Source organism: Pseudomonas sp. Irchel s3b5 (assembly GCF_900187435.1).
Taxonomy (GTDB): domain Bacteria; phylum Pseudomonadota; class Gammaproteobacteria; order Pseudomonadales; family Pseudomonadaceae; genus Aquipseudomonas.
In genome coordinates, this window is the sequence record NZ_FYDY01000005.1 from 163735 (window position 1) to 189633 (window position 25899).

Consider the following 25899-nt stretch of genomic DNA (forward strand, 5'->3'; position numbering starts at 1 on the left):
GTTTTTGCATCAGGCTTGTGGTGGGGGCGCGATCTGATCCGCCGCATCTTCACTGCGATGCACCGCTACCTGACGGATCGACAGACGAATATCCGCCGGCAATACCCGTTTGGCTGCGCCTTCAGCCAGTTCGCCGAGCAGTTCGTGATAGCTCAGTTTGCCCGCTTCATCGCGCTTGAGCACCTCGAGGTCGAGCAGGGTCTGGATGAAGTGGCGGAACAGGCTCTTGTCGAAGAATTCCGGGGCGTTCAGGCCATGGAGGATCGACAGGCGCTGGGCCATGACCGTGCACAGGTCTTCCAGTTCTTCGGCGCTGATGCTGTTCTGACCGCTGTTGAGCAGCAGGGACACGGTCATGTAGAAGCGCTGCAACGTCTGGGCGATGCTTTTTGACAGCAAGGTCAGCAGCACGAAATGCCGCGAGCTCGGCGCCGGACGCAGGTACACGTCGTTTTCGAAACGCAGCAGGCCTTGCTCGACGAAGGCCTCCAGCCATTGATCGATCACGGCGTCCAGTTCGTCCATCGACCAGCGAATGAACAGTTCCGATTGCAGGTACGGATACAGTGCGCGGGTGTAGCGCAGGATCTGTTCGCGACTCATGCGTGAGGCGCTTTGGAAGAAACTCGCCAACAGTGCCGGCAGCGCGAAGATGTGCAGGACGTTGTTGCGGTAGTAGGTCATCAGGACGGCGTTCTGTTCGTCCAGATACAGGATCTTGCCCAAGGCATCGCTCTGCTCTGACAGCAGGTCCATATCTTTTACATGGTCAATCAACGCTCGACCGTCACCTTCCGGCAGGGTGGTGTGCGGCGAATACGGGACCTTGCGCAGCAGCGCCAGGTACAGATCCAGCACCCGCGCCATCGCCCGGTCGTCCAGCGCCAGTCGGGTGGTCGACAGCAGCGCCAGTGCGACCAGGTTGACCGGGTTGATCGCCGCCGCTTCGTTCAGATGCCGGGCGACTTTCTCGCCGAGGCGGTTGGTGGTTTCGTTGAGCCAGGCCGGTCGGAACTGCGGGCCGAGTTCCTGTTTGCGCCAGTCCGGCTGTTCGCCGTCGAGGAATTCCGCCAGTTTGATCGGCTCACCGAAGTTCACCGCCACTTGGCCGAAGCGCTGCTTGAGTGCACCAATCACTTTGAAAATATCGAAGATCGACTCTTTCTTCTTGGCCGCGCCGCGCAGTTCGCCGAGGTAGGTGCGGCCTTCCAGCACGCGCTCGTAACCGATGTACACCGGCACGAAGACGATGGGCATGCGCGACGAGCGCAGGAAACTGCGCAGGGTGATCGCCAGCATCCCGGTTTTCGGTTGCAGCATGCGCCCGGTGCGCGAGCGGCCACCCTCGACGAAGTACTCCACCGGGAAGCCCTTGGTGAACAGGGTGTGCAGATATTCGTTGAACACCGAGGTGTACAGCGGATTGCCCTTGAACGTGCGGCGCATGAAAAAGGCGCCGCCGCGACGCAGCAGACCGCCGATCACCGGCATGTTGAGGTTGATGCCCGCGGCAATGTGCGGCGGGGTCAGTCCGTTGCGAAACAGCAGATAGGAGAGCAGCAGGTAGTCGATGTGGCTGCGGTGGCACGGCACGTAGATCACTTCGTGACCCTGGGCAACCTTCTGCACGCCCTCGATGTGGTTGACCTTGACGCCGTCGTAAATCTTGTTCCAGAACCAGCTCAGCACCACTTCCATAAAGCGGATCGCAGTGTAGGTGTAGTCCGAGGCGATTTCGTTGCCGTAGCGCAGCGCTTGAGCCTTGGCTTTCTCCGGCGAGATGTTCTCGCGCTCGGCTTCGTCGAGGATCGCTTGCTTGACCATCGGCTGATTGAGCAAGCCTTTGACCAGATTGCGCCGGTGGGAAATGTCCGGGCCGATCACTGCCGCCTTGAGGTTGCGGAAGTGCACCCGCAGGATGCGCTGGGCCATGCGCACGGTGCGTTCGTGGCCCTTGTTGTGATCGATCAGCTCGCGCAGGTGGATCGGCGCGGAGAATTGAACGCGGGTCTTGCGTCCCAGCACTATGACGCTCAGCAGTCGGCGCAAGCGACCGGTGACGGCCCAGCTGTCGGCGAACAACAATTTCCATGGGCTGTTTTCGCTGTCCGGCGACTGACCCCAAAACACGCTGACCGGAATGATCTGCGCATCCTCAGCGGCGTTCTGGCTCAAGGCGCTGACCAAGCGGGTCAAAGTGGGCGGCGCACCGCGCTTGTCCTGGCGGCCGAGCCAGTCCGGTTCCGGCGTCAGGTAGAAGAACGCGGCAGGTTCCAGCAGATTGCCCACCGAGACCGGCAGCACCGGGCGCGGCAGGCCGGCCTTGCTGCATTCGGTGTCGACCACGGCGAGGTCGGTCAGCGAAGGGTTTTGCAGGACGTAGAACACCGGGCGACTGCGGTCGAGGTTGAGGGTGAACGACGACTGGTTGATCGTTTCGGAGCGAACCCAGAGATACAACAGTCGGCGCAGGGTGCCAAACACAAGACGGCGGAACGGGGAGCGGGTCATACGGCTTCTGCATGAGTGAATAAAACCGAGCGTTTGCTCGGGAGGCCGATAGTGTGCCGGATTCATCGAAAATCGGCAAAAAAGCGGCGAAGTAATCTTGAGTTGAGAGTTTTGTTACCTGTCATATACTCGGCCGTCTGTTGCCGGAGCCCTTCAAGGGGACGCCGGGTGCAGATTGACGTTCCCGAGGCTTTCCTGCGAAAAGCCCGACCAATAATAAAAAGGGAGTATGAACAAATGGCAACACGTGAAACCGGCAACGTGAAGTGGTTCAACGACGCCAAGGGTTATGGCTTTATTCAGCGCGAAGACGGGGTGGATGTGTTCGTGCATTACCGCGCGATTCGCGGCGAAGGACACCGCTCGCTGGCTGAAGGGCAGCAGGTCGAATATGCGGTGGTGGAAGGGCAGAAGGGGTTGCAGGCTGAGGATGTGGTAGGTCTGTAATACGGTCCTGTAGGAGCTGGCTTGCCAGCGAAGGCGACAATCCTGATGCACCGAGGTGCATGGATCGCCAGCAAGCCGGCTCCTACAGGTTCACGTTACATCCAGCAATGTCAGGCGGTTTTCCAGGTGATTTCTTCTTCACCGTCGACGCTGATGCGAATCCAGCGATCCGCCGTTTCTTCGCCTTCTTCCTCGACCCACGTACCCGGTGCGCAACGCACTTCGACGTTCAGCGCGGCAAATGCGGCGCGGGCGCAGGCGATGTCGTCTTCCCACGGCGTCTGGTCACTTTCCAGGTACAGGCTGTTCCATTTGCCTACGGCTTTGGGTAACCAGGTCACCGGCACGTTGCCGGCCTTGCACTTGTAGGTCTGGCCCTTTTGCACCCAGTCGGTGCATGGGCCCAATGCCGCGCCCAGCCAGGCCGAGATGGCCTTGTGGTCGACGTCGGCGTCTTTGAGGTAAATCTCGATATCGGGTTGGCGCATGGATGTCCTCACTGCGTGTCTGAAAAATCCATTCGCGGATTTAGCCGGCCTCGGGCACTCGCCCGGAACCAAAAAGTTATTGAAGAACGAAGTAATCGTAGCGCATCGACACGGTGGTCTCGAACGGCTCGGCCTGTTCGATGACTGCCGCCCGGCGTTCGGCACTGGCGCGCCAGCCGTGGGGTGTCATCGCCAACAGGTTCGCCCGGTCTTGACCGCTGACCAGCGTCAGCTTGAATTCCAGGGTTTCGCTGTGGGCGAGCGTCATGCCTTCCGGCACCAAGTCCAGATGCTTATCGTCAATGTACTCGCGGACTTCGTCGTACAGCCGTTCGCGCAATTCCATCAGGTGGCCGCTGGTCGGGCCGACTTTCATCAGGCCGCCGCCAGGGCTGAGCAGGCGTTTGGCTTCTGCCCAATCCAGAGGGCTGAACACGCTGGCCAGGAACTGGCAACTGCCCGAAGCCAGCGGCACCCGCGCCATGCTGGCGATCAACCAGGTCAGTTGCGGGTTGCGTTTGCAGGCGCGTTTGACCGCTTCCCGGGATATGTCCAGCGCATAGCCTTCGGCATTTGGCAGGGCTTCGGCGATTTGCGCGGTGTAGTAACCCTCGCCACAACCGATGTCGAGCCAACGCTGCGGCGCGTAATCAGCGGCCAGCTCCGCCAGACGCTTGGCCACCGGCGCATAGTGGCCGGCGTTCAGGAAGTCACGGCGAGCCTCGACCATCGCCTGGTTATCCCCAGGGTCACGGCTGTTCTTGTGCTGCACCGGCAACAGGTTCAGGTAACCCTGACGTGCACGGTCGAAGCGATGCCCGGCGGGGCACACCACGCCGTTGTCCACCGCATTGAGCGGCTCGCTGCAGATTGGGCAAGAAAGCATCAGGCGAGCAACTTGATCAGGGTCTGGTAGTAGATTTCGGTCAGCACATCGAGGTCAGCGGCCAGCACGCGCTCGTTGACCTGGTGGATGGTCGCGTTGACCGGCCCCAGCTCAACCACTTGCGTGCCCATGGTCGCAATAAAGCGGCCGTCGGACGTGCCACCGCTGGTGGACGCCTTGGTTTCGCGGCCGGTGATGTCCTTGATGCTCGACGACACCGCATCGAGCAATGCGCCCGGCTCGGTGAGGAACGGCAGGCCGGACAACGCCCAATCGACGTGCCAGTCCAGGCCATGCTTGTCGAGGATGTCGGCGACGCGCTTTTGCAGGCCTTCGACGGTGGACTCGGTGGAGAAACGGAAGTTGAACACCGCCACCAGGTCACCGGGGATGACGTTGGTCGCGCCAGTGCCGGAGTTCACGTTGGAAATCTGGAAGCTGGTCGGCGGGAAGAAATCGTTGCCGTGGTCCCAATGCTCGGCGGCCAATTCGGCCAGGGCCGGGGCGGCGAGGTGGATCGGGTTCTTGGCCAGGTGCGGGTAGGCCACATGACCTTGCACACCTTTGACGGTCAGCTTGGCGCCGAGGGAGCCGCGACGGCCGTTCTTGACCACGTCACCCACCAGCGTGGTGCTCGACGGTTCGCCGACGATGCACCAGTCCAGACGTTCCTTGCGCGCGACGAGGCGCTCAACCACAGCCTTGGTCCCGTGATGCGCCGGACCTTCTTCGTCACTGGTGATCAGGAACGCGACCTTGCCCTTGTGATCCGGGTAGTCAGCGACGAAGCGTTCGGCGGCGACGGTCATGGAGGCGAGGCTGCCTTTCATGTCGGCGGCGCCACGACCACAGAGCATGCCGTGCTCGTCAATCAGCGCGTTGAACGGCTCGATCTGCCAGGCGGCGACCGGACCGGTCGGGACCACGTCGGTGTGACCGGCGAAGCACAGCACCGGGCCGTCGTGTTTGCCGTGGGTCGCCCAGAAGTTATCCACATCTTCGATGCGCATCGGCTCCAGTGTGAAACCGGCATCGCCCAGGCGCTGCATCATCTGCTTCTGGCAATCGGCGTCGATCGGCGTCACGGACGGACGGCGGATCAGGTCGATGGCGAGTTGGAGGGTCGGCGAAAGGTCGGCGTAGGCCGTCATGGGAAAACTCCGGTGCAAGGCATTTTGTAGGAGCCGGCTTGCCGGCGATAGCGGTGTATCAGGCGAACCGCGTGGTTTTGATCGCTGGCAAGCCAGCTCCTACAGTGTTGGGGTGGCGCGCGCAAAATGGCGGTTATCTTAAAGCAAAACGGCGACCATTGGCCGCCGTTTAGTGCATCGGCAAAGATTTAGACCGCTGGTGCCGTTTCAGTCTCGACCGAAGGTTTAGGCAGCGACGACAGGAACGCCATGATCAGCGCCGCGACGTACGGCAGCGACTGCACCAGCAGCATGGTGACCCAGAAGCGCATGTCGTTGCTCGGCAGGCCATTCACCAGGTAGATCCCCAGCGCGGCGCTCCACAACAGCAGCATGATGAACATCTCTTCACGGGCCTCCGAAATCGCCACCCAGAAGCCGTGGTTATCGGCGTTTTTCGGCGTGCGGAAGAACGGAATGTTGCTGGTGAAGAAACCGTACAGCACCGCTTTGGCGATGGTGTGCGACAGCGCCAGCCCGGCCAGAGCCGCGCAGAACGCATCTTTCAGGTTCACGCCCACTGCGCGGCGGTACAGGAAGATGATCTTGCCGACCTTGAACACGAACAGCGCCAACGGCGGGATTGCGAAGATCAGCAGCGGCGGATCGACCCGTTGCGGCACGATGATCATGGCCGCCGACCACAGCAGGGCGCCGACGGTGAAGAAGATGTTCATGCCGTCCGCGACCCATGGCAGCCAGCCCGCGAGGAAGTGGTAACGCTGGCCGCGGGTCAGTTCGGTGTCCTTGCCGCGCAGCAGGCTGGCGGTGTGACGCTTGATGATCTGAATCGCCCCGTAGGCCCAGCGGAAACGCTGCTTCTTGAAGTCGATAAAGGTATCGGGCATCAGGCCTTTGCCGTAGCTGTCGTGGTAATACGCCGCCGACAGGCCTTTTTCGAACACGCGCAGACCCAGTTCGGCGTCTTCACAGATGCACCAGTCGGCCCAGCCCAGTTCTTCGAGCACCGAACGGCGGGTCATGGTCATGGTGCCGTGCTGGATGATCGCATCGCGGTCGTTGCGGGTGACCATGCCGATGTGGAAGAAGCCTTTGTATTCCGCGTAGCAGAGCTTCTTGAAGGTGCTTTCGTTCTGGTCGCGGTAATCCTGCGGCGACTGCACCACGGCGATTTTCGGGTCGGCGAAGTGCGGGACCATGTGCTTGAGCCAGTTCGGGTGTACGCAGTAGTCCGAGTCGATCACCGCGATCACTTCGGCGTCCTTGGCGGTGTGCGGAATCAGGTAGTTCAGCGCGCCACCCTTGAAACCGGCGAGCGGTGCGACGTGGAAGAACTTGAAGCGCGGGCCGAGGGTTTCGCAGTAGTCGCGCACCGGTTCCCACACGGCCGGGTCCTTGGTGTTGTTGTCGATGATCAGGACTTCGAAATCCGGATAGTCGAGGTTGGCCAGGGCGTTGAGGGTCTGTTTGACCATCTCCGGCGGCTCGTTGTAGCAAGGCACGTGGATCGACACTTTCGGGCGGTACGTAGAATCGCCCACTACGGGCAGGAATTCACGACGACGCTTGTGTACCCACACGGCTTCGGCCAGTTCGTGGGCTTCGGTCAGCAATACGATAAACACCCCGAGCGCGCCGAGGGCGAGCAAAAAGCCGACCGTGAGGCTGAACCAGGTGCTGTATTGCTGGCTGTAGTCGTAACCGATCCACACCAGCACCGAACCACACAGGAAGGCGATGAACGTCAGGAAGGTACGGCCACGCTGGCGCAGGGCCGAGCCGTCGATCATCAGCAAGGTCAGCGACAGTAATGCCAACACGACCGAACCGATGGCCAATACGCGCCATTGCGGAATCGCCACCACCGGGCCTTCGAAGTTGAATTTCTGCTGGCGCGCAGCGTTGAACACGCCCCAATACGCGCCCACCGAACCTTCGTCACTGACTTTCCATGGCTGGTCAAACGCTTCGATCACGAAGTAGTTGAAGCCCTGGCGGTTGAGCTTGTTGACCAGTGTGCGCAGGTAGATTGCCTGGTCTGCCGGCGACGCATCGGCGCCACCGCGCATGCGACCGTTGCTCGGCCAGCCCACTTCGGACAGCAGCAGCGGTTTTTTCGGGAACATTTTTTTCAGGTCGCGGGCGCGGTCGAGGACGAACTGCCCGGCCTTGTCCATCGGGATGAATTCCCAGTACGGCAGTACGTGCGCGGCGATCAGGTCGACGTGCTTGGCCAGTTCCGGGTGTTCTTCCCAGACGTGCCATTGCTCGGACGTGGTCACGGGCACCTTCACGGCGGCACGAACTCGGTCCAGCAAGACGCTGAGTTCCTGGGCGGTAATTTCCTTACGGAAGATTGCCTCGTTGCCTACGACTACGCGAACCACGCTGCGCGAGGAATTGGCGATTTCGATGGCGCGGGTGATTTCCCGTTCGTTGCGTTCCTGATCCGGGCTGATCCAGATCCCCAGCGTCACCCGCAGGCCGAACTCTTCCGCCAGTTTGGGGATGTTCTCCAGCGTGCCGTCGACCGAGTAAGTACGGATGTTGTCCGTCAGCTTGCTCATGATCTCCAGGTCGCGACGCATTTGATCGTCGGTTGGGTACTGTTCTTTTTGTGGGAATTGCCCCTGCTGGAATGGCGAGTACGAGAATCCGGAGATCTGTTCAGGCCAGTTGGGGGCGGTGACCGGGCGATTGATCAGCGCCCAGAAGCCGGTAAACAAGGCAGAGATGGCGAGCACCACCACCAGGTTGAGTCCAAATTTACGCGATGACATAGTTATTTCGGGTTCCAAAGACTGTGGAACGGAGGAACGGTTGGCCGTCGCCAAGGGGCGCGCATCCTACACCGGGCATTCTCTGAACGTACAGCGGACAGGGAATTGCCGGACGTTGGGCAATCCAAGTCGATTTAAGTTCTTTCGTTAGAGCGTGTAGGGCAAATCTTCGTTCGATGTAGTTTTCGTGGTAGATGCCCGTTCATAGCGTAATGATGCTCTTGGCCGCTGACGGCCCTATAATGCGCGCCGGTTTTTGAGGTGTTGGTCATGAGTACAGAAGATCCCCGGTTTGCTGGCATCGCCCGTTTGTATGGCATCGAAGGCCTTGAGCGCTTGAAAGCCGCTCATGTGGCCATCGTCGGCGTGGGCGGCGTCGGTTCCTGGGCGGCGGAAGCCATGGCCCGTTGCGGCGTGGGCGAGATTTCGCTGTTCGACCTCGACGACGTCTGTGTCAGCAACGCCAACCGTCAACTGCACGCGCTGGACAGTACGGTCGGCAAGCCCAAGGTCGAGGTGATGGCCGAGCGTCTGCGCGGTATCAACCCGGATTGCACGGTGCATGCGGTGCCGGACTTCGTCACCCGCGACACCATGGCCGAGTACATCACGCCGAACATCGATTGCGTGATTGACTGCATCGACAGCGTCAACGCGAAAGCGGCACTGATCGCTTGGTGCAAACGCCGCAAGATCCAGATCATCACCACGGGCGGGGCGGGAGGGCAGATTGATCCGACGCTGATTCAAGTGTGCGATTTGAACCGTACGTTCAACGACCCGCTGGCTTCGAAAGTGCGCTCGACGCTGCGCCGTGATTACGGCTTCTCCCGCACAGTGACCCGTCATTACAGCGTGCCGTGCGTGTTTTCCACCGAACAACTGCGCTACCCGAAACCGGATGGGAGCATTTGCTTGCAGAAGAGTTTTGTCGGGGACGGTGTGAAGCTCGACTGCGCCGGTGGGTTTGGCGCGGTGATGATGGTGACGGCGACGTTCGGCATGGTCGCTGCGACCAAGGCTGTGGATAAGATTGTGGCGGGCGTTCGGCGGCCGGCGGAGCGGGTCAAGCCGCAGGTTTAAAATGTATCCCCTGTAGGAGCTGGCTTGCCAGCGATGGCGGCAGTCCTGATACCCCGCGGTGCGCGGATCGCCAGCAAGCCGGCTCCTACAAGGATATTTCCCGCATCCGCTGAAGCACCGCATTCAAGCCATTACTGCGCGACTCGGATAACTGCCGCCCCAATCCCAACTGATTGAACCAATCCGCCAAGTCCACCTGCTGCAACTCGGCCGCCGACAACCCGTTGACCCGCGCCAGCAACAGCGCCACCAATCCGCGAATCAACCGCGCATCGCTGTTGGCGTGGAACTGCCAATGGCCATCGCGCAACTCACCCACCAGCCACACCTGGCTTTCACAGCCGTGCACCCGGTTGGCGTCGCACATTTGCGCATCATCCAAGGCTGGCAAGCGCTCGCCCCACTGCATCAACAGTCGTGCGCGTTGTTCCCAGCCAGCGGCTGCCTGAAAGACTTCAAGCGCGTTGACGGCGTCGGCAGGCAAGCTCATCGCAATAACTCCAGCGCCTGGTCCAGGGCTTTAAAGAACCGTTCCAGGTCTTCGGAGTCGTTGTACAACGCCAACGACACGCGAATCGCCCCGGCCAGTTCGAAGCTTTTGAGCAGCGGCATGGCGCAGTGATGACCGGCACGTACCGCGATCCCTTGTTCGGTCAGCAAATGCGCCAGATCCGAGTTATGCACACCCTCGACGGTAAAACTGGCCAGCGCCAGTTGCGGCTTGCCCAGCAGGCGAATGCCGTTGCGGGCCGCAAGACCTTTGAGCAGACAGTCATGCAACGCGGCTTCGTGAGTGGACACGGCGTTCTGGTCGAGTCCCGAGAGATAGTCCAGGGTCGCGCCCAGACCAATCACGCTGGCAATCGGCGGCGTGCCGGCCTCAAAACCCAGTGGCGCCGGGCGGAAGCGTGCGTCGTGATAATTGGCGTCCAGCACCATCTCGCCACCGAACTGCCAGGGACGCAGCTGTTGCAGCGCGTCATTGCGCCCGAACAGCACGCCCAGCCCATCGGGGCCGTAGAGTTTATGGCTGGAAAATACATAGAAATCGCAGCCCAGCGCTTGCACGTCGTGGCGGCCATGGACCACGCCTTGGGCGCCGTCGATCACGGTCAAAGCGTTATGTGCCTTGGCCATCGTCAACAGCTCGGGCAACGGTTGCCAGGCACCCATCACGTTGGACAGCTGACTGACAGCCAGCAGGCGCGTACGCGGACCGATCAAGCCTGCGGCTACTTCAAGGTCGATCACGCCGTCGGCGTCCAGCGGCAAAATCACCAGTTTCACGTCGCGACGGTGTGCCAGTTGCTGCCACGGCAGCAGGTTGGCGTGATGCTCCAGGGCGCTGATGACAATCTCATCGCCCGGTTGGAATAGGTGTTCCAGGCCATAGGCCAGGAGATTCAGCGCGGAGGTCGCGCCGTGGGTGAAGATGATCTGACCGCTATCGCCAACATTCAGCCATTGCGCGACTTTGCGGCGGCTGTCCTCGAACGCCTGGGTGGCATGGGCGCCGGGCAAGTGTTGCGCCCGATGCACGTTGGCCGCGCCGTTGGCGTAGTAATGCGCCAGCGCATCCAGCAAGGCTTGAGGTTTTTGCGTGGTGGCGGCGTTGTCCAGATAGGTCTGGCCTTGCCGTTGCAGCGCGGCGATGGCCGGAAAATCGGCGCGCCAGGGGGAGAGAATCATCATGTTGTTCGCCTGTACGCCTGCCCCTTGTAGGAGCGAGCTTGCTCGCGATGGACGCGTGGACAACACGGGCTGTCTGATGCCGCGCGTTATCGTTGACGTCCATCGCGAGCAAGCTCGCTCCTACAGAGGTGCGGGTGGTCGTGTGGCTTAGTTGTGAGCGTGCAGTGCTTCGTTCAGTTCGATGGCCGATTTGTGGGTTTTGCATTCCACGGCGCCGGTTTCCGAATTGCGACGGAACAACAGGTCAGGCTGACCGGCCAGTTCACGGGCTTTCACGACTTTGACCAGCTTGTTGTTCTCGTCCAGCAGCGCCACTTTGGTGCCAGCGGTGACGTACAGACCGGACTCAACGGTGTTGCGGTCGCCCAACGGAATACCGATACCGGCGTTGGCGCCGATCAGGCAGCCTTCGCCGACCTTGATCACGATGTTACCGCCGCCCGACAGGGTGCCCATGGTCGAGCAACCGCCGCCCAGGTCCGAACCTTTGCCGACGAACACGCCAGCCGATACGCGACCTTCGATCATGCCCGGGCCTTCGGTGCCGGCGTTGAAGTTGACGAAACCTTCGTGCATCACGGTGGTGCCTTCACCGACGTAAGCACCCAGACGAATGCGCGCCGCGTCAGCGATACGTACGCCGGCCGGAACCACGTAGTCGGTCATTTTCGGGAACTTGTCCACCGAGAACACTTCCAGCAGCTCGCCACGCAGGCGCGCTTCCAGTTGATGCTCGGCCAGTTCGCTCAGGTCGATGGCGCCCTGGCTGGTCCAGGCCACGTTCGGCAGCAACGGGAAAATGCCCGCCAGGTTCAGGCCGTGTGGCTTGACCAGACGATGGGACAGCAGGTGCAGCTTGAGGTAAGCCTCGGGGGTGGACGACAGCTGGGCATCTTCAGCCAACAGGGTCGCGACCAGCGGCTTGTGGCTCTCGGCCAGACGGGTCAGCAGGGCTGCCTGGGCAGCGTCGACGCCTTTGAGCGCTTCAGCCAGTTGCGAGGCCTGGGCAGTGCTGAACGCGATGGCCTGGTTACCGTCGGTGTAGCCCAAAACCGGCGCGATGGCAGCGACCAGTTCGGCCGAAGGGTTGAGCAATGGCTGCGCGTAGAACACTTCCAGCCACGCGCCTTGACGGTTTTGAGTGCCGACGCCGAAGGCCAGGCTGAACAGGGTAGTAGACATGTTGATACCTCTAAAATGGTACGGGCTGCTTACTGGAGTGCGGCCGCGTAGATATCTGGCTTGAAGCCAATCAGGGTTCGGTCACCGAGATCGAGCACCGGGCGCTTGATCATCGAGGGTTGTGCGAGCATCAGTTCGATGGCTTTCGACTGGTCGAGATCGGCTTTGCGTTCGTCATCGAGTTTGCGAAAGGTCGTGCCTGCACGGTTCAACACCACTTCCCAGCCGTGCTCGTTGCACCATTGGGTCAGGTGTTCACGGTCGATTCCGGCCGTTTTGTAATCATGGAAGTCGTAGCTGACTGCGTGTTCATCGAGCCAGGTGCGCGCCTTTTTCATGGTGTCGCAGGCTTTGATGCCAAAAAGGTGCAACGTTTTGCTTGAAACGGTCAAGGAATTGCCCCTTTTGCAGGTGCTGTAAATAAAAGGTGACGGATTATGCCATGGCCTTTCAGTTAAAACCCAAAACCTGTGGGAGCAAGCTTGCTCGCGATGAGGGCATCGCAGTCGAAACCTATGTCGACTGACCTGTCGCCATCGCAAGCAAGCTCGGCGCCTACAGGGCTGGGGTGTTTGCAGGTGCGACATAGGTGCAAGGGCCACCGATAGTCTAAGCGGCTAATATGGCACTTCAATGCTGTCGCTTGTCCGGGAACCGCGCTTTATGCAAACCGCTTACACCGTTCTGATCCTGCTGATGCTGGTCGGCTTGTCACGCCTGATCGGACGGGTGATCCCGCTGCCGTTGCCGCTGGTCCAAATTGCCGCCGGTGCGTTGCTCGCCTGGCCGACATTGGGGCTGCATGTGGCGCTCGATCCCGAGTTGTTCCTGTTTCTGTTCCTGCCGCCGCTGTTGTTTTCCGATGGCTGGCGCATGCCCAAGCGTGAACTCTGGCGCTTGCGCGGGCCGATCCTGACCCTGGCGGTGGGGCTGGTGTTGTTTACGGTGGTCGGCGCCGGTTACTTCATTCACTGGTTGTTGCCCAGTGTGCCGCTGCCCGTGGCGTTCGCGCTGGCGGCGGTGTTGTCACCGACGGACGCGGTGGCGGTCTCGGCCATTGCGCGCAATCGGCTGCCGATGCCATTGATGCACATGTTGCAGGGCGAAGCGCTGATGAACGACGCCTCAGGCCTGGTGACATTCAAGTTTGCGCTGGTAGCGGCTGTCACCGGTGTGTTCTCCCTGGCCAATGCCAGCCTCACGTTCGTGCTGGTCGCCGTCGGAGGGTTGGCTGTCGGCGTGGCCTTGAGCTGGCTGGTCGGCCGTCTGCGGGCGTGGATGATCAATCGCGGTTGGGATGATCCGGCCACCCATGTCGTCTTCATGTTGTTGCTGCCGTTTGCGGCGTATGTACTGGCCGAACGGCTTGGGGCATCGGGCATTCTGTCGGCGGTGGCGGCGGGGATGATGCAAAGCTGGCTCGACCTGCTGCCGCGTCAGACCAGCACCCGACTGCTTAATCGTAGCGTCTGGTCGTTGCTGGAATTTGCTTTCAACGGTCTGATTTTTCTGCTGTTGGGCTTGCAGTTGCCGGACATCATCAAGGCCGTGGCCAGTCATGAAACGTCGCTATGGCCGACGCTGTTGTATCGCTGTTTTGATGTTGTGGCCATCTTCCTGGTGCTGCTGCTATTGCGGTTCGTTTGGGTGCAGAGCACCTGGCGGTTGTCGGTTTTCCTGCGCCGCTTGCGTGGCAAGGGCGAAATGACGCAAGTACCGACCGCGCGGTCCTGCTGGTTGCTGACCGTGGGCGGCGTTCGCGGAGCGGTGACGCTGGCGGGTGTGATGTCGGTGCCGCTGCTGATGGGCGGGGTAGTATTTCCGGAGCGCGACCTGCTGATCTTTATCGCCGCCGGCGTGATCCTGTTGTCGCTGATCGCCGCCTGTATCGCCTTGCCGCTGTTGCTGCGCGGTATCGATATCAGCCCGGACAACAAGCGTCGCCACGAAGTGCGCGAGGCGTGGCGCAAGACCGCCGAAGCGGCTATTCATGCACTGGAAGTTGAAGAGGCCAGCGCCCAGGATGCGGCCGAGGCAGCATTGGCCGCCGAACTGAAGGCGCGGATCATGTCCGAATATCGCCATCAGCTGGAGGTGTTCAACGATTCCGCAGAGGCCCAGGCGTTGGCGTTTCAGATGGACTTGCTGGAGCGACGTTTGCGGTTGAAGGCGTTGAAGGCACAGCGGCTGGAGTTGTACAGCCTCAGCCGTCATCACCAGATTGGTGATGACGTGTTGCGAGAGGTGTTGGCGGAGCTGGATCTGAGTGAAGCCAAGCTGGGCCAGGTAAAATAGGCCTCAGCCCTGGCGGCGCTGGATGAACGAACGGATGCGCTCGGCAGCCTCAACACACTCCGCCAACGGCGCAACCAGCGCCATGCGAATGCGGCCGGCGCCTGGATTAACACCATCAACATCCCGCGACAGATAAGAGCCCGGCACCACCGTCACATGCTCTTGCTCGAACAGATCGCGGCAGAACGCAGCGTCGTCCCCGGCTACGTTCGGCCACAGGTAGAAGCTGCCATCGGGGCGCTGTACGTCCAGCACCGGGCTGAGGATTTCCAGCACGGCATCAAACTTCTCGCGATACAGCGCACGGTTGGCGCGTACATGCACTTCGTCGTTCCACGCGGCAACGCTGGCCAGTTGAGTCTGAACCGGCATCGCGCAGCCGTGGTAGGTGCGGTAAAGCAGGAAGCCTTTGAGGATGTCGGCATCGCCCGCGACAAAACCTGAACGCAAGCCTGGCAGGTTGGAACGCTTGGACAGACTGTGGAACACCACGCAACGCTTGAAGTCCTTGCGGCCCAGTTCGACACAGGCGCTGAGCAGGCCCGGCGGTGGGGTTTGTTCGTCGAAATACAATTCGCTGTAGCACTCATCGGCGGCAATCACGAAGTCGTATTCGTCGGCCAGGGCGATCAGCTTTTTCAGGGTGTCGACCGGGATCAAGGCGCCGGTCGGGTTGCCTGGTGAACACAGGAAAAGAATTTGGCAGCGCTTCCAGATGTCCGGTGAAACGGCATCGAAATCCGGGTTGAAACCGTTTTCGTCCAGGCATGGCAGGTAATGCGGCTTGGCCCCGGCCAGAAACGCCGCACCTTCGTAGATCTGATAGAACGGGTTCGGGCTGACCACCAACGCGTCGTCGCCACGGTTGACCACGGTCTGGGTGAAGGCGAACAGCGCCTCGCGGGTGCCGTTGACCGGTAGCACATTACGCGCCGGGTCGATCCAGCCGTTCGGCACGCCGAAACGACGCTCGCACCAAGCCGCAATAGATTCACGCAGCTCCGGGATGCCGAGGGTGGTCGGGTACACCGCCATTTTTTCCAGATTGCTGGCCAGGGCTTCGGCGACGAAGCTCGGGGAGCGGTGTTTCGGCTCGCCGATGGACAGCGCAATCGGGCGCTTGTCCGGGCTCGGCGTCACGCTGCCGAGCAGGGCGCGGAGTTTCTCGAAAGGGTAGGGCTGGAGCTGGGACAGAGCGTTGTTCATCGATGTATCTCGTTCGGTGTAGGAGCGGGCAAGCCCTGGTTCCTGTAGGAGCTGGCTTGCCAGCGATGGGCGTCAACGAAAACGCTTGCTTACCGGGTAAACGTGGCGCTTTTGATTCCTTCGCTGGCAAGCCAGCTCCTACAAAGGGCAGGTTCGCCCCCCGGATTGATTCAGATGCTGATGCGCGACAGTTTGATATTGGGTTCGTGGTTGACGCTCAGCTGCTCGACGATCGCATCCTGCAAACGACTGCACAGCAATGGATCGGACAGCGGCTGGTTATGCGCGTCGGTGATGAAGAACACGTCTTCCACCCGTTCGCCGAGGGTGGCGATCTTGGCGTTCTGCAGCGACAGGTCGAACTCCAGGAAGATCGTGCCAATGCGCGCCAACAACCCCGGGCGGTCGGGAGCAGTAAGTTCGAGGACCGTCACCGGGCGCTGGGCGTCGTTGTGGATCGTCACTTGGGGTGCAAAGGCGAAATGCTTGAGCTGACGCGGAACCCGGCGCTGGATGATCGTCGGGTAGTCATCCGGGTTGCGCAGGGCTTCAGTCAGGCCCTCGCGGATCTGTTTGACCCGCGCCGGGTTGTCGCCAATCGAGTCGCCGTCGGTGTCGAGCACGATGTAGGTGTCGAGTGTGAACTGGCTGCTGGACGTGATGACCCGGGCGTCGTGAATGTTCAGGTTGAGCTGATCCATCGCGGCCACGGTCACGGCGAAAAAGTCGTGCTGGTCCGGTGCGTAAATGAAAATCTGTGTGCCACCCTCGAACTCGCGCTGGGTGGTTTCCTTAATCAGCACCAGTGGCCCGCCGTCGGTCGGCTGCTGGAGGATCGCATCCGTGTGCCAGGCGACGTCACCGGCGGTGTGGCGCAAGAAATAATCATCGCCCAGCTGCGCCCACAACTGCTCGACATCGTCCGGATCGGTACCGCCGCGCACCAGGATGTCCAGGGCGGCGCTCTGGGTCTGACGGATCTGCTCTTCGCGGTCCACAGGGTTTTCCAGGCCGCGACGCAATGCACGCTTGGTCTCGGTGTAGAGCTGGCGCAACAGGCTGGCGCGCCAGGAATTCCACAGCGTCGGGTTGGTGGCGTTGATATCGGAGACAGTCAGCACGTACAGGTAATCGAGATGGACTTCATCGCCGACAATCTGCGCGAAATCGTGAATCACCTGCGGGTCGGACAAGTCCTTGCGCTGGGCGGTGGTCGACATCATCAGGTGGTTTTGCACCAGCCACACGATCAGGCGGCTATCCCAGGCGGGTAGCTGATGACGCTGGCAAAAGGCCTCGGCGTCCACTGCGCCGATGTCCGAGTGGTCACCGTGCCGTCCCTTGCCGATGTCGTGGTACAGGCCGGCCATGTAAATCAGCTCGGGCTTGGGCAGCTTGCCCATGGTTTTGCTGGCCAGCGGGAATTTTTCCGACACCTGGGTGTACTGCAACTTACGCAGGTGTTTGATCAGGTTCAGGGTGTGGGCATCGACCGTATAGATATGAAACAGGTCGTGTTGCATCTGCCCGACAATAAAGCCGAACTCCGGCAGATAACGCCCGAGGATGCCGTAACGGTTCATTCGACGCAGGTTGCGGTGGATGCCGAACTTGCATTTGAACAGTTCGATGAACAGGCTGGTGTTGCGTATGTCATTGCGGAAGTCGTCATCGATCAGGTGACGGTTCTCGCGCAGCAAGCGAATGGTGTCGGCGCGCACGCCTTTGATTTCCGGCTGCTGGGCCATCAGCACGAAAATTTCGAGCATGGCGAATGGCGTGCGGCGGAACACGTTGTCGTTGCGCGCCTCGATATAACCGTCATGCAGCTGGAACCGTGCGTTGATCGGCTGTGGCGGCGCTTCGTCTTCCGGCGCGAGGATGACTTCCTCGAAGTGCTGGATGATCAGGTCGCTGAGCTGGGCAATGCTCATCACCACCCGGTAATACTGCTGCATGAAGTTTTCGATGGCTTGCTTGGCGTCATCGCCAACAAAACCCAGCAGCCCGGCGATGGTGCGCTGGTGATCGAACAGCAGGCGGTCTTCGGAGCGCCCGGCGAGCATGTGCAGGGCGTAACGAACCTTCCACAGAAACTCCTGTGAGGACGCCAGCAAAGCGTTTTCGCTCTCGACCAGAAAGCCTTCGCCAGCCAGTGCGCGCAGGTTCAAGGTGCCGTATTCGCGACGGGCCACCCACAAAATCGTCTGGATATCCCGCAGTCCGCCGGGCGAGCCTTTGACGTTGGGTTCCAGGTTGTACTCGGTGTCGTTGTATTTGTGGTGGCGGGCCTTCTGCTCGGCGCGTTTGGCCAGAAAAAAGTCCTTGCTTGGCCACATGTGGCCGGTGTTGGTGACATCCAGCATGCGCTGGCGCAAGCGTTCGGGGCCGGCGATGGTGCGGCTTTCCATCAGGTTGGTGACGACTGTCAGGTCGGCACGGGCCTCGACGGCGCATTCATCGACCGAGCGAACGCTCTGGCCGACTTCCAGACCAATGTCCCACAACAGCGTCAGAAAACGCTCGATGGAATCGCGGAAAACTTCGTGGTCGGCGCTGTCCAGCAGGATCAGCAAATCGATGTCGGAATAAGGGTGCAATTCACCGCGACCGTAGCCGCCGACCGCGACCAGCGCAATGTCGGCGTCCTCGCTCCAGTTGAACTGATCCCAGGCCTTTTGCAGGATGTTATCGACGAACCAGGCGCGATCCTCGATCAGCCGACGAATATCCCGGCCGCTGCGAAAGCGTGCGTCGAGCACTTCGCGGGCCTGGCGGATCGCCTTCTTGAAGGCAGCGATGGGGCTTGCCTTCAGAGCCAGTTCAGCCTGGAACTGGCCGCGGTCGAAGAGTTCGGGATCCACCTGCGGCATCGATTGGCTTTCCTTTCTATAGGCTGTAGTCGGTGTCGGGATCAGGCCGAAACGCGGGGGATGGTGTCATCGCTGCGCAGGGTGAAGATCTCGTAGCCGGTTTCGGTGACCAGCAGGGTGTGTTCCCATTGGGCCGACAGCTTGCGGTCCTTGGTGATCGCGGTCCAACCGTCGCCCAGCACTTTGGTGTCGGCGCGGCCCTGGTTGATCATCGGTTCGATGGTGAAGGTCATGCCCGCTTTCAGCTCCATACCGGTGCCGGCACGACCGTAATGCAGGATTTGCGGCTCTTCGTGGAACACCTTGCCAATGCCATGGCCGCAGAATTCGCGAACCACCGAGAAACCGTTCTTTTCAGCGTGCTTCTGAATGATTTCGCCGATGTCACCCAGGCGGCAGCCGGGTTTGACGATTTCAATCGCCTTGTACATGCATTCCTGGGTCACTTGGGACAGGCGCTCGGCCCAGACCGGCACGCTGCCGACGTGGAACATGCGGCTGGTATCGCCGTGGTAGCCATCCTTGATGACCGTGACGTCGATGTTCAGGGTGTCGCCATCCTTCAACGGCTTGTCGTTCGGGATGCCGTGGCAGACCACATGGTTGATCGACGTGCAGATCGACTTTGGGTAGCCCTTGTAGTTGAGCGGGGCAGGGATGGCCTTCTGCTCGTTGACGATGTAGTCATGGCAGATCTGGTTCAACTGATCAGTGGTTATGCCGGGCTTGACGTATTCAGCAATCATTTCCAGCACATCGGCGGCCAGTTTGCCGGCGACACGCATTTTTGCGATGTCCTCGGGGGTTTTGAGGTTGACGGTCATACAGGCTCTCTCTGCGCTCAATGGCGCTTTTTAAACGGAAAGGGCGTTGCGCGATCGAACTTCGCAGCCCTGAAAAATGCGATTCTACCAGACGATCAGCGCAAATCTGCGCCTGAGTGCATCGCTTCTCTCTATAGAATGGTGCATTCTTGGCTGATTCCAAGGGACTGCGCAAAGCGCCTGCCGGGATTTCAGAATCCGGGTTCCGTTTTCCCCTGTCTTATGATATAAAATGCGCCGCTTTCCGGGGATGCCCCGAAAAGCCTAAATCCACACACGTGTCGACACGATGACCTGGGTGCCTTCAGCTGAAGCTGCTGGTTGGTCATTGGGATACGTGGAGGCCAAACCCGACTTATTAAGGAACTATCATGTCCCAAGTCAACATGCGCGATATGCTGAAGGCCGGTGTGCACTTCGGTCACCAGACCCGTTACTGGAACCCGAAAATGGGTAAATACATTTTCGGCGCGCGTAACAAGATCCACATCATCAACCTTGAAAAAACCCTGCCAATGTTCAACGAAGCTTTGACTTTCGTAGAGCGTCTGGCCCAGGGCAAAAACAAGATTCTGTTCGTCGGCACCAAGCGTTCCGCTGGCAAGATCGTTGCTGAAGAAGCAGCACGTTGCGGTTCGCCGTACGTCGATCACCGCTGGTTGGGCGGCATGCTGACCAACTTCAAAACCATCCGTGCTTCCATCAAGCGTCTGCGTGACCTTGAAGTACAAGCCGAAGACGGTACTTTCGCCAAGCTGACCAAGAAAGAAGCGCTGATGCGCTCCCGTGACCTGGAAAAGCTGGATCGTTCCCTGGGTGGTATCAAGGACATGGGCGGTCTGCCAGACGCTCTGTTCGTTATCGACGTTGATCACGAGCGCATCGCGATCACCGAAGCCAACAAGCTGGGCATCCCGGTTATCGGCGTAGTCGATACCAACAGCAGCCCGGAAGGCGTTGACTACATCATCCCAGGCAACGATGACGCAATCCGCGCTATCCAGCTGTACATGGGTTCGATGGCTGACGCTGTTATCCGTGGTCGCAACAATGTTTCCGGCGGCACTGTAGAGTTCGCAGCTGAAGAAACTCAGGCTGCAGCTGAGTAATTGACGCCTTGGCGTTGACTCAGTAAGCAAAAAGGGGGCTTGGCCCCCTTTTTGCCACCTCGAAAACCATTTGTCGGCGCCCACTGTTCTATTTGTAACGTGTGGCAGCTAACAAGGGTGGTTCGGGAAGAATTGAACGCCCGTTCGATCGGGTGGAATGGTTGAAAACCTATCCAAGAGGATTTTGAAATGGCAGAGATTACTGCAGCGTTGGTCAAAGAACTGCGCGAGCGTACCGGCGAAGGCATGATGGATTGCAAAAAGGCCTTGACCAAGGCCGGCGGCGACATCGAGAAAGCCATTGATGACATGCGTGCTTCGGGCGCCATCAAGGCTGCCAAGAAGGCGGGCAACGTTGCCGCTGAAGGCGCTATCGCCATCAAGGCTGACGACAAGGTAGCCGTGCTGCTGGAAGTCAACTCGCAGACCGACTTCCTGGCCCTGCAAGACGACTTCAAAAACTTCGTTGCTGCCAGCGTAGAAAAAGCTTTCGACGAAAAACTGACCGACGCAGCTCCGCTGATCGCCGCTCAGGAATCGGCTCGTGAAGCCCTGGTGGCCAAAGTTGGCGAAAACGTCAACATTCGTCGCCTGGTACGCGTAGAGGGCGACGTTGTCGGCACCTACCTGCACGGTAACAAGATCGGTGTTGCTGTTGTTCTCAAGGGCGGCGATGTTCAGCTGGCCAAAGAGATCGCCATGCACGTGGCTGCAAGCAACCCTGAGTTCCTGCTGCCATCGCAGGTTTCGCCAGAAGCCATCGAGCGTGAGAAAGCCGTTTTCCTGTCGCTGAACGAAGACAAGATGAAAGGCAAGCCAGCTGAAATCGTCGAGAAGATGATCGCTGGCCGTATCACCAAGTTCCTGGCTGAAGCCAGCCTGGTTGAGCAAGCTTTCGTCATGAACCCGGAAATCACCGTGGGTGCATTGGCCAAGAAAGCCGGCGCTGAAATCGTATCCTTCACCTACTTCAAAGTAGGCGAAGGCATCGAGAAACCAGTTGATAACTTCGCTGAAGAAGTTGCTGCTCAACTGGCTGCTGCCAAGCAATAAGACGGTTTTTTAACTGTCGCCCTGAAGAGGCTGCCCGCTCACGCGCGCAGCCTCTTTTCAGATGGGGACCAGTTTTTTATTGGTTTCCGTTGGGAACTGGCTTACAAAGCCATGTTCCGATGGCGCTGACGCAGCGCCAGTTAGAGTGAACGCCAGCTGTAAACAGCTCGCAAAGAATTTTTAAAATACGCCGCAGGAGAGATTCGCAATGGCTCAGCAGGGCAGTGGTTATCAGGCTCGCTATAAACGCATTCTACTCAAGCTTAGCGGCGAGGCCCTGATGGGCTCGGAAGAGTTCGGGATCGACCCGAAAGTTCTGGATCGCATGGCACTGGAAGTTGGCCAGTTGGTCGGTATCGGCGTTCAGGTCGGTCTGGTCATCGGCGGCGGCAACCTGTTCCGTGGTGCAGCGCTGAGCGCAGCAGGCATGGATCGGGTGACAGGCGACCACATGGGCATGCTGGCCACTGTGATGAACGCCCTGGCCATGCGCGACGCGCTGGAACGTGCCAATATCTCGGCCATCGTGATGTCGGCCATTTCCATGGTGGGTGTGACCGATCACTATGATCGTCGCAAAGCCATGCGTCACCTGAACGCCAAGGAAGTCGTGATTTTCGCGGCGGGTACCGGTAATCCGTTCTTCACCACGGATTCGGCAGCTTGCCTGCGTGCAATCGAAATCGATGCCGATGTCGTGCTCAAGGCGACCAAGGTCGATGGCGTTTACACCGCGGACCCATTCAAAGACCCGCATGCCGAGAAGTTCGATCATCTGACCTACGATGAAGTGCTGGATCGCAAGCTGGGCGTGATGGATCTGACGGCCATTTGTCTGTGCCGCGACCACAAGATGCCGCTGCGCGTATTTAACATGAACAAGCCCGGCGCCCTGCTGAACATCGTGCATGGCGGCGCTGAAGGGACCCTGATCGAGGAAGGCCAACAATGATCAACGAAATCAAGAAAGACGCTCAAGAGCGCATGCAGAAATCCGTCGAATCGCTGGCGCACAACTTCGGCCGTATTCGTACCGGCCAGGCGCACCCAAGCATTCTGGAAGGTGTGATGGTGCCGTACTACGGCTCCGACACCCCGATCAAGCAAGTGGCCAACATCACCGTTAAGGACGCCCGTACCCTGCAAGTGGTTGCCTTTGAACGCAACATGCTGGGTGCCGTCGACAAGGCCATCGGTAGCGCAGGTTTGAACCTGAACCCGACCAACCTTGGCGAACTGCTGCTGATCTCCATGCCGGCCCTGACCGAAGAAACCCGCAAGGGCTTCACCAAGCAGGCCCGTGATGTTGCTGAAGACGCTCGTGTTGCCGTGCGCAACATCCGTCGCGATGCGAACAGCCAGCTCAAGGATCTGGTCAAGGAAAAGGCCATCAGTGAAGACGAAGAGCGTCGCGCTACGGGCGAAATCGACGATCTGACCAAGAAATTCGTGGCAAAAATCGACGCGGATTTGGCGCAGAAAGAAAAAGACCTGATGGCCGTATAAGGGTCGAGCTTTCATGGAAAAGACCAAGAAGACTGCGCCGGCATCAGTGCCGCGTCATGTCGCGATCATCATGGATGGTAATAATCGCTGGGCAAAAAAACGCTTTATGCCAGGCGTTGCCGGGCATAAGGCGGGCGTGGACGCGGTTCGCGCGGTCATTGAGGTGTGTGCTGAGTCCGGGGTCGAAGTATTGACCCTGTTCGCGTTTTCCAGTGAGAACTGGCAGCGCCCGGCCGATGAAGTCAGTGCATTGATGGATTTGTTCTTCAAGGCGTTGCGTCGTGAGGCCAAGCGCCTCAACGACAACAACATCAGTTTACGCATCATTGGTGATCGTTCGCGCTTCCATCCCGAGCTTCAGGCAGCCATGCGTGAGGCCGAGACCATGACGGCCGGTGCCAATCGTTTCGTTCTGCAGATCGCCGCCAACTACGGCGGTCAGTGGGATATCGCGCAAGCCGCGCAGCGACTGGCTCGAGAAGTTCAGGCTGGGCACCTGCGTCCGGAAGACATCACGCCGGAGTTGCTGCAGACCTGCCTGGCAACCGGCGACCTGCCGTTGCCGGATCTGTGCATCCGCACCGGTGGCGAGCACCGCATCAGCAACTTCCTGCTGTGGCAGCTGGCCTACGCCGAGTTGTACTTTTCCGACCTGTTCTGGCCGGACTTCAAACACGATGCCATGCGTAACGCGCTGGCCGATTTCGCATCCCGCCAGCGTCGCTTCGGTAAAACGAGCGAGCAGGTCGAGGCTGGAGCCCGGGTTTAATGCTTAAACAACGAATCATCACCGCGCTGATCCTGCTGCCGATTGCCCTCTGCGGGTTTTTCCTGCTGGAGGGGTCCGGTTTTGCGCTGTTTATCGGTCTGGTCGTGACCCTTGGTGCCTGGGAATGGGCTCGTTTGGCAGGCTTTACCGCTCAGCCGATTCGGGTCGCGTACGCTGTGGTTGTCGCGGCAATACTGTTTGTCATGCATATCTTGCCGGGCCTGGCACCTTGGGTGTTGGGCGCGTCGGTGCTCTGGTGGGGTGTGGCGACGTATCTGGTGCTGACGTACCCCCGCAGCAGCGAGCACTGGGCCAGTGCAGCGTGCAAGCTGGTCATCGGGCTGCTGATTTTACTGCCGGCCTGGCAAGGGCTGGTGCAGATCAAGCAGGAACCGTTGGGTAACTGGTTGATCATGGCGGTGATGGTACTGGTCTGGGGCGCCGATATCGGTGCGTACTTTTCCGGCCGGGCCTTCGGTAAGCGCAAGCTGGCCCCGCAAGTCAGTCCCGGCAAAAGCTGGGAAGGGGTGTATGGCGGCTTGTTGTTGAGCCTGGTCATCACTGCAATCGTCGGTGTTTCACGTGACTGGAGTTTCGCAGAGCTGCTGATGGGGCTGGTCGGCGCGGCCGTCATCGTGTTTGTTTCGGTGGTGGGCGACCTCACGGAAAGCATGTTCAAGCGCCAGTCCGGGATCAAGGACAGCAGTAACCTGCTGCCGGGTCACGGTGGTGTGCTGGATCGGATCGATAGCCTGACAGCAGCCATTCCGGTGTTTGCCGTGCTGCTGTGGATGGCGGCGCCATGAGTTGCCCACAGCAGATTACCGTTTTGGGGGCTACGGGTTCGATTGGCCTGAGCACCCTCGACGTTATTGCGCGGCATCCAGCGCGTTATCAAGTGTTTGCCCTGAGTGGGTTCACTCGTTTGAGTGAACTGCTTGCGCTTTGTGTGCGTCACTCGCCACGGTTTGCCGTGGTGCCCGAGGCCGGTGCTGCTCGGCGCTTGCAGGATGATCTGCTTGCTGCGGGCCTTTCGACCCGTGTGCTGGTCGGCGAGGAAGGGCTGTGTCAGGTGGCTTCCGATCCTGAAGTCGATGCAGTCATGGCGGCTATTGTCGGTGCGGCGGGGTTGCGCCCGACCCTGGCGGCGGTCGAGGCTGGCAAGAAAATTCTTCTGGCCAACAAAGAAGCGCTGGTCATGTCCGGCGCTTTGTTCATGCAGGCCGTACGCAAAAGTGGATCGGTGTTGCTGCCGATCGACAGTGAGCACAACGCGATTTTCCAGTGCATGCCGCTGGATTTTTCTCGTGGTCTAAGCAATGTGGGCGTGCGTCGTATTTTGCTGACAGCCTCCGGTGGTCCGTTCCGACAGACACCCCTGGCCGAGTTGGCGCATGTTTCCCCTGAGCAGGCGTGTGCGCACCCGAACTGGTCCATGGGTCGCAAGATTTCCGTGGATTCGGCCAGCATGATGAACAAGGGCCTTGAGTTGATCGAAGCCTGCTGGTTGTTCGATGCCAAGCCGTCGCAGGTAGAAGTGGTGATTCATCCGCAGAGCGTGATTCACTCGCTGGTCGACTATATCGACGGTTCGGTATTGGCGCAGTTGGGCAATCCGGACATGCGTACACCCATTGCCAACGCGCTGGCCTGGCCCGAACGAATTGATTCGGGGGTTGCGCCGCTGGACCTGTTTGCCATTGCGCGCCTGGATTTCCAGACGCCCGACGAAGAGCGCTTCCCGTGCCTGCGATTAGCGCGACAAGCGGCTGAAGCCGGTAATAGTGCTCCCGCCATGCTCAATGCAGCGAATGAAGTGGCGGTGACAGCATTTCTCGATGGACGGGTTCGTTACCCGGAAATCGCGAGTATTATCGAGGAAGTATTGAATCTGGAAGCCGTAGTCGCGGTCGACGATCTTGAGGCGGTGTTCATCGCCGACGCGAGGGCGCGACAGTTGGCCGGGCAATGGCTGAGCCGTCACGGGCGGTAAATGCCCGTATGCATTGGGCGAGGCAGCAGCGGATAGGATTGCGGAGAAAGT

Annotated in this window: 22 protein-coding genes; 10 read left to right on the top strand and 12 right to left on the bottom strand. The window is 59.9% G+C overall.

Annotated features, from left to right (window positions below; translation table 11 throughout):
- Window positions 1-9 precede the first annotated feature (9 nt).
- Window positions 10-2511 (bottom strand): glycerol-3-phosphate 1-O-acyltransferase PlsB, encoded by a 2502-nt coding sequence (gene plsB, locus CKW15_RS07960; RefSeq protein ID WP_095152006.1) that lies wholly within the window; start codon window positions 2509-2511, stop codon window positions 10-12.
- Between the two features lie 237 nt (window positions 2512-2748).
- Here plsB and CKW15_RS07965 point away from each other — a divergent pair, with 237 nt between their 5' ends.
- Window positions 2749-2958, top strand: a complete 210-nt coding sequence (locus CKW15_RS07965; RefSeq protein WP_053159625.1) for a cold shock domain-containing protein — start codon at window positions 2749-2751, stop codon at window positions 2956-2958.
- Between the two features lie 110 nt (window positions 2959-3068).
- Here the strand turns inward: CKW15_RS07965 and CKW15_RS07970 are convergent, their stop codons facing one another.
- From CKW15_RS07970 to CKW15_RS07985, 4 genes are all read right to left on the bottom strand, one after another.
- Window positions 3069-3446 (bottom strand): hypothetical protein, encoded by a 378-nt coding sequence (locus CKW15_RS07970; RefSeq protein ID WP_095058933.1) that lies wholly within the window; start codon window positions 3444-3446, stop codon window positions 3069-3071.
- 76 nt (window positions 3447-3522) lie between these two features.
- Window positions 3523-4332: a putative RNA methyltransferase gene (locus tag CKW15_RS07975; RefSeq protein ID WP_095058932.1), complete on the bottom strand. Its 810-nt coding sequence runs from the start codon at window positions 4330-4332 to the stop codon at window positions 3523-3525.
- Window positions 4332-5483 (bottom strand): succinyl-diaminopimelate desuccinylase, encoded by a 1152-nt coding sequence (dapE, locus tag CKW15_RS07980; RefSeq protein WP_095058931.1) that lies wholly within the window; start codon window positions 5481-5483, stop codon window positions 4332-4334. The genes CKW15_RS07975 and dapE overlap by 1 nt, the downstream gene beginning before the upstream one ends.
- Window positions 5484-5671: 188 nt before the next feature.
- On the bottom strand, window positions 5672-8263 hold the full coding sequence (locus tag CKW15_RS07985; protein WP_095152007.1) for a glycosyltransferase: 2592 nt from the start codon (window positions 8261-8263) through the stop codon (window positions 5672-5674).
- 264 nt (window positions 8264-8527) lie between these two features.
- On the opposite strand from CKW15_RS07985, the gene tcdA reads away from it, so the two are divergent.
- Window positions 8528-9346, top strand: coding sequence for a tRNA cyclic N6-threonylcarbamoyladenosine(37) synthase TcdA (gene tcdA / locus CKW15_RS07990; RefSeq protein WP_046041104.1), 819 nt, complete (start codon window positions 8528-8530; stop codon window positions 9344-9346).
- Window positions 9347-9431: 85 nt separating this feature from the next.
- On the opposite strand, the gene CKW15_RS07995 is transcribed toward tcdA, so the two are convergent.
- The 4 genes from CKW15_RS07995 to CKW15_RS08010 all read right to left on the bottom strand — a co-directional run bounded on the left by CKW15_RS07995 (window position 9432) and on the right by CKW15_RS08010 (window position 12612).
- Entirely contained in the window at window positions 9432-9836 is a 405-nt protein-coding gene (locus CKW15_RS07995) for a SufE family protein (RefSeq protein ID WP_095152008.1), read from the bottom strand.
- On the bottom strand, window positions 9833-11038 hold the full coding sequence (locus CKW15_RS08000) for an aminotransferase class V-fold PLP-dependent enzyme (RefSeq protein WP_095152009.1): 1206 nt from the start codon (window positions 11036-11038) through the stop codon (window positions 9833-9835). Before CKW15_RS08000 ends, CKW15_RS07995 begins: the two co-directional genes overlap by 4 nt.
- Before the next feature lie 147 nt (window positions 11039-11185).
- A complete protein-coding gene (gene dapD / locus CKW15_RS08005) occupies window positions 11186-12220 on the bottom strand; it encodes a 2,3,4,5-tetrahydropyridine-2,6-dicarboxylate N-succinyltransferase (RefSeq protein ID WP_095058927.1) in 1035 nt (344 codons plus the stop codon).
- 29 nt (window positions 12221-12249) lie between these two features.
- Window positions 12250-12612: an ArsC family reductase gene (locus CKW15_RS08010; RefSeq protein WP_095152010.1), complete on the bottom strand. Its 363-nt coding sequence runs from the start codon at window positions 12610-12612 to the stop codon at window positions 12250-12252.
- A gap of 271 nt (window positions 12613-12883) precedes the next feature.
- Here CKW15_RS08010 and CKW15_RS08015 point away from each other — a divergent pair, with 271 nt between their 5' ends.
- Window positions 12884-14515 carry a Na+/H+ antiporter gene (locus tag CKW15_RS08015; RefSeq protein WP_095152011.1) on the top strand — a complete coding sequence of 544 codons (1632 nt, stop codon included), beginning with the start codon at window positions 12884-12886 and terminating at the stop codon, window positions 14513-14515.
- Between the two features lie 3 nt (window positions 14516-14518).
- Here the strand turns inward: CKW15_RS08015 and dapC are convergent, their stop codons facing one another.
- The 3 genes from dapC to map form a co-directional block, all read right to left on the bottom strand.
- Complete coding sequence (dapC, locus tag CKW15_RS08020; protein WP_095058924.1) at window positions 14519-15721, bottom strand: succinyldiaminopimelate transaminase; 1203 nt, start codon at window positions 15719-15721, stop codon at window positions 14519-14521.
- A 170-nt stretch (window positions 15722-15891) separates the two neighbouring features.
- Window positions 15892-18594 (bottom strand): [protein-PII] uridylyltransferase, encoded by a 2703-nt coding sequence (locus CKW15_RS08025; RefSeq protein WP_095058923.1) that lies wholly within the window; start codon window positions 18592-18594, stop codon window positions 15892-15894.
- 41 nt (window positions 18595-18635) lie between these two features.
- The gene (gene map / locus CKW15_RS08030) at window positions 18636-19418 is read right to left on the bottom strand and encodes a type I methionyl aminopeptidase (protein WP_095058922.1); all 783 of its coding nucleotides are present in this window, start codon (window positions 19416-19418) and stop codon (window positions 18636-18638) included.
- 371 nt (window positions 19419-19789) lie between these two features.
- Here map and rpsB point away from each other — a divergent pair, with 371 nt between their 5' ends.
- From rpsB to ispC, 7 genes are all read left to right on the top strand, one after another.
- Complete coding sequence (rpsB, locus tag CKW15_RS08035) at window positions 19790-20527, top strand: 30S ribosomal protein S2 (RefSeq protein ID WP_064393191.1); 738 nt, start codon at window positions 19790-19792, stop codon at window positions 20525-20527.
- A gap of 189 nt (window positions 20528-20716) precedes the next feature.
- Window positions 20717-21580 carry a translation elongation factor Ts gene (gene tsf, locus CKW15_RS08040; protein ID WP_095058921.1) on the top strand — a complete coding sequence of 288 codons (864 nt, stop codon included), beginning with the start codon at window positions 20717-20719 and terminating at the stop codon, window positions 21578-21580.
- 208 nt (window positions 21581-21788) lie between these two features.
- Entirely contained in the window at window positions 21789-22532 is a 744-nt protein-coding gene (gene pyrH, locus CKW15_RS08045; RefSeq protein WP_003172271.1) for a UMP kinase, read from the top strand.
- Complete coding sequence (gene frr, locus CKW15_RS08050; RefSeq protein WP_053159597.1) at window positions 22529-23086, top strand: ribosome recycling factor; 558 nt, start codon at window positions 22529-22531, stop codon at window positions 23084-23086. The genes pyrH and frr overlap by 4 nt, the downstream gene beginning before the upstream one ends.
- A 13-nt stretch (window positions 23087-23099) precedes the next feature.
- A complete protein-coding gene (uppS, locus tag CKW15_RS08055; protein WP_095058920.1) occupies window positions 23100-23855 on the top strand; it encodes a polyprenyl diphosphate synthase in 756 nt (251 codons plus the stop codon).
- Entirely contained in the window at window positions 23855-24661 is an 807-nt protein-coding gene (locus CKW15_RS08060) for a phosphatidate cytidylyltransferase (protein ID WP_095152012.1), read from the top strand. The genes uppS and CKW15_RS08060 overlap by 1 nt, the downstream gene beginning before the upstream one ends.
- Complete coding sequence (ispC, locus tag CKW15_RS08065) at window positions 24658-25848, top strand: 1-deoxy-D-xylulose-5-phosphate reductoisomerase (RefSeq protein ID WP_095152013.1); 1191 nt, start codon at window positions 24658-24660, stop codon at window positions 25846-25848. The genes CKW15_RS08060 and ispC overlap by 4 nt, the downstream gene beginning before the upstream one ends.
- The last annotated feature ends 51 nt before the right edge of the window (window positions 25849-25899 follow it).

What these genes read in the sequence shown, in the direction of transcription:
- CKW15_RS08000 (WP_095152009.1), bottom strand. Translation starts at nt 11,038, where the DNA reads ATGATGATTCTCTCCCCCTGGCGCGCCGATTTTCCGGCCATCGCCGCG.
- tsf (WP_095058921.1), top strand. Translation starts at nt 20,717, where the DNA reads ATGGCAGAGATTACTGCAGCGTTGGTCAAAGAACTGCGCGAGCGTACC.
- plsB (WP_095152006.1), bottom strand. Translation starts at nt 2,511, where the DNA reads ATGACCCGCTCCCCGTTCCGCCGTCTTGTGTTTGGCACCCTGCGCCGA.
- CKW15_RS07985 (WP_095152007.1), bottom strand. Translation starts at nt 8,263, where the DNA reads ATGTCATCGCGTAAATTTGGACTCAACCTGGTGGTGGTGCTCGCCATC.
- CKW15_RS07995 (WP_095152008.1), bottom strand. Translation starts at nt 9,836, where the DNA reads ATGAGCTTGCCTGCCGACGCCGTCAACGCGCTTGAAGTCTTTCAGGCA.
- dapE (WP_095058931.1), bottom strand. Translation starts at nt 5,483, where the DNA reads ATGACGGCCTACGCCGACCTTTCGCCGACCCTCCAACTCGCCATCGAC.
- dapD (WP_095058927.1), bottom strand. Translation starts at nt 12,220, where the DNA reads ATGTCTACTACCCTGTTCAGCCTGGCCTTCGGCGTCGGCACTCAAAAC.
- pyrH (WP_003172271.1), top strand. Translation starts at nt 21,789, where the DNA reads ATGGCTCAGCAGGGCAGTGGTTATCAGGCTCGCTATAAACGCATTCTA.
- CKW15_RS07965 (WP_053159625.1), top strand. Translation starts at nt 2,749, where the DNA reads ATGGCAACACGTGAAACCGGCAACGTGAAGTGGTTCAACGACGCCAAG.
- CKW15_RS08015 (WP_095152011.1), top strand. Translation starts at nt 12,884, where the DNA reads ATGCAAACCGCTTACACCGTTCTGATCCTGCTGATGCTGGTCGGCTTG.
- rpsB (WP_064393191.1), top strand. Translation starts at nt 19,790, where the DNA reads ATGTCCCAAGTCAACATGCGCGATATGCTGAAGGCCGGTGTGCACTTC.
- dapC (WP_095058924.1), bottom strand. Translation starts at nt 15,721, where the DNA reads ATGAACAACGCTCTGTCCCAGCTCCAGCCCTACCCTTTCGAGAAACTC.
- ispC (WP_095152013.1), top strand. Translation starts at nt 24,658, where the DNA reads ATGAGTTGCCCACAGCAGATTACCGTTTTGGGGGCTACGGGTTCGATT.
- CKW15_RS07970 (WP_095058933.1), bottom strand. Translation starts at nt 3,446, where the DNA reads ATGCGCCAACCCGATATCGAGATTTACCTCAAAGACGCCGACGTCGAC.
- CKW15_RS08025 (WP_095058923.1), bottom strand. Translation starts at nt 18,594, where the DNA reads ATGCCGCAGGTGGATCCCGAACTCTTCGACCGCGGCCAGTTCCAGGCT.
- frr (WP_053159597.1), top strand. Translation starts at nt 22,529, where the DNA reads ATGATCAACGAAATCAAGAAAGACGCTCAAGAGCGCATGCAGAAATCC.
- CKW15_RS08060 (WP_095152012.1), top strand. Translation starts at nt 23,855, where the DNA reads ATGCTTAAACAACGAATCATCACCGCGCTGATCCTGCTGCCGATTGCC.
- uppS (WP_095058920.1), top strand. Translation starts at nt 23,100, where the DNA reads ATGGAAAAGACCAAGAAGACTGCGCCGGCATCAGTGCCGCGTCATGTC.
- map (WP_095058922.1), bottom strand. Translation starts at nt 19,418, where the DNA reads ATGACCGTCAACCTCAAAACCCCCGAGGACATCGCAAAAATGCGTGTC.
- CKW15_RS07975 (WP_095058932.1), bottom strand. Translation starts at nt 4,332, where the DNA reads ATGCTTTCTTGCCCAATCTGCAGCGAGCCGCTCAATGCGGTGGACAAC.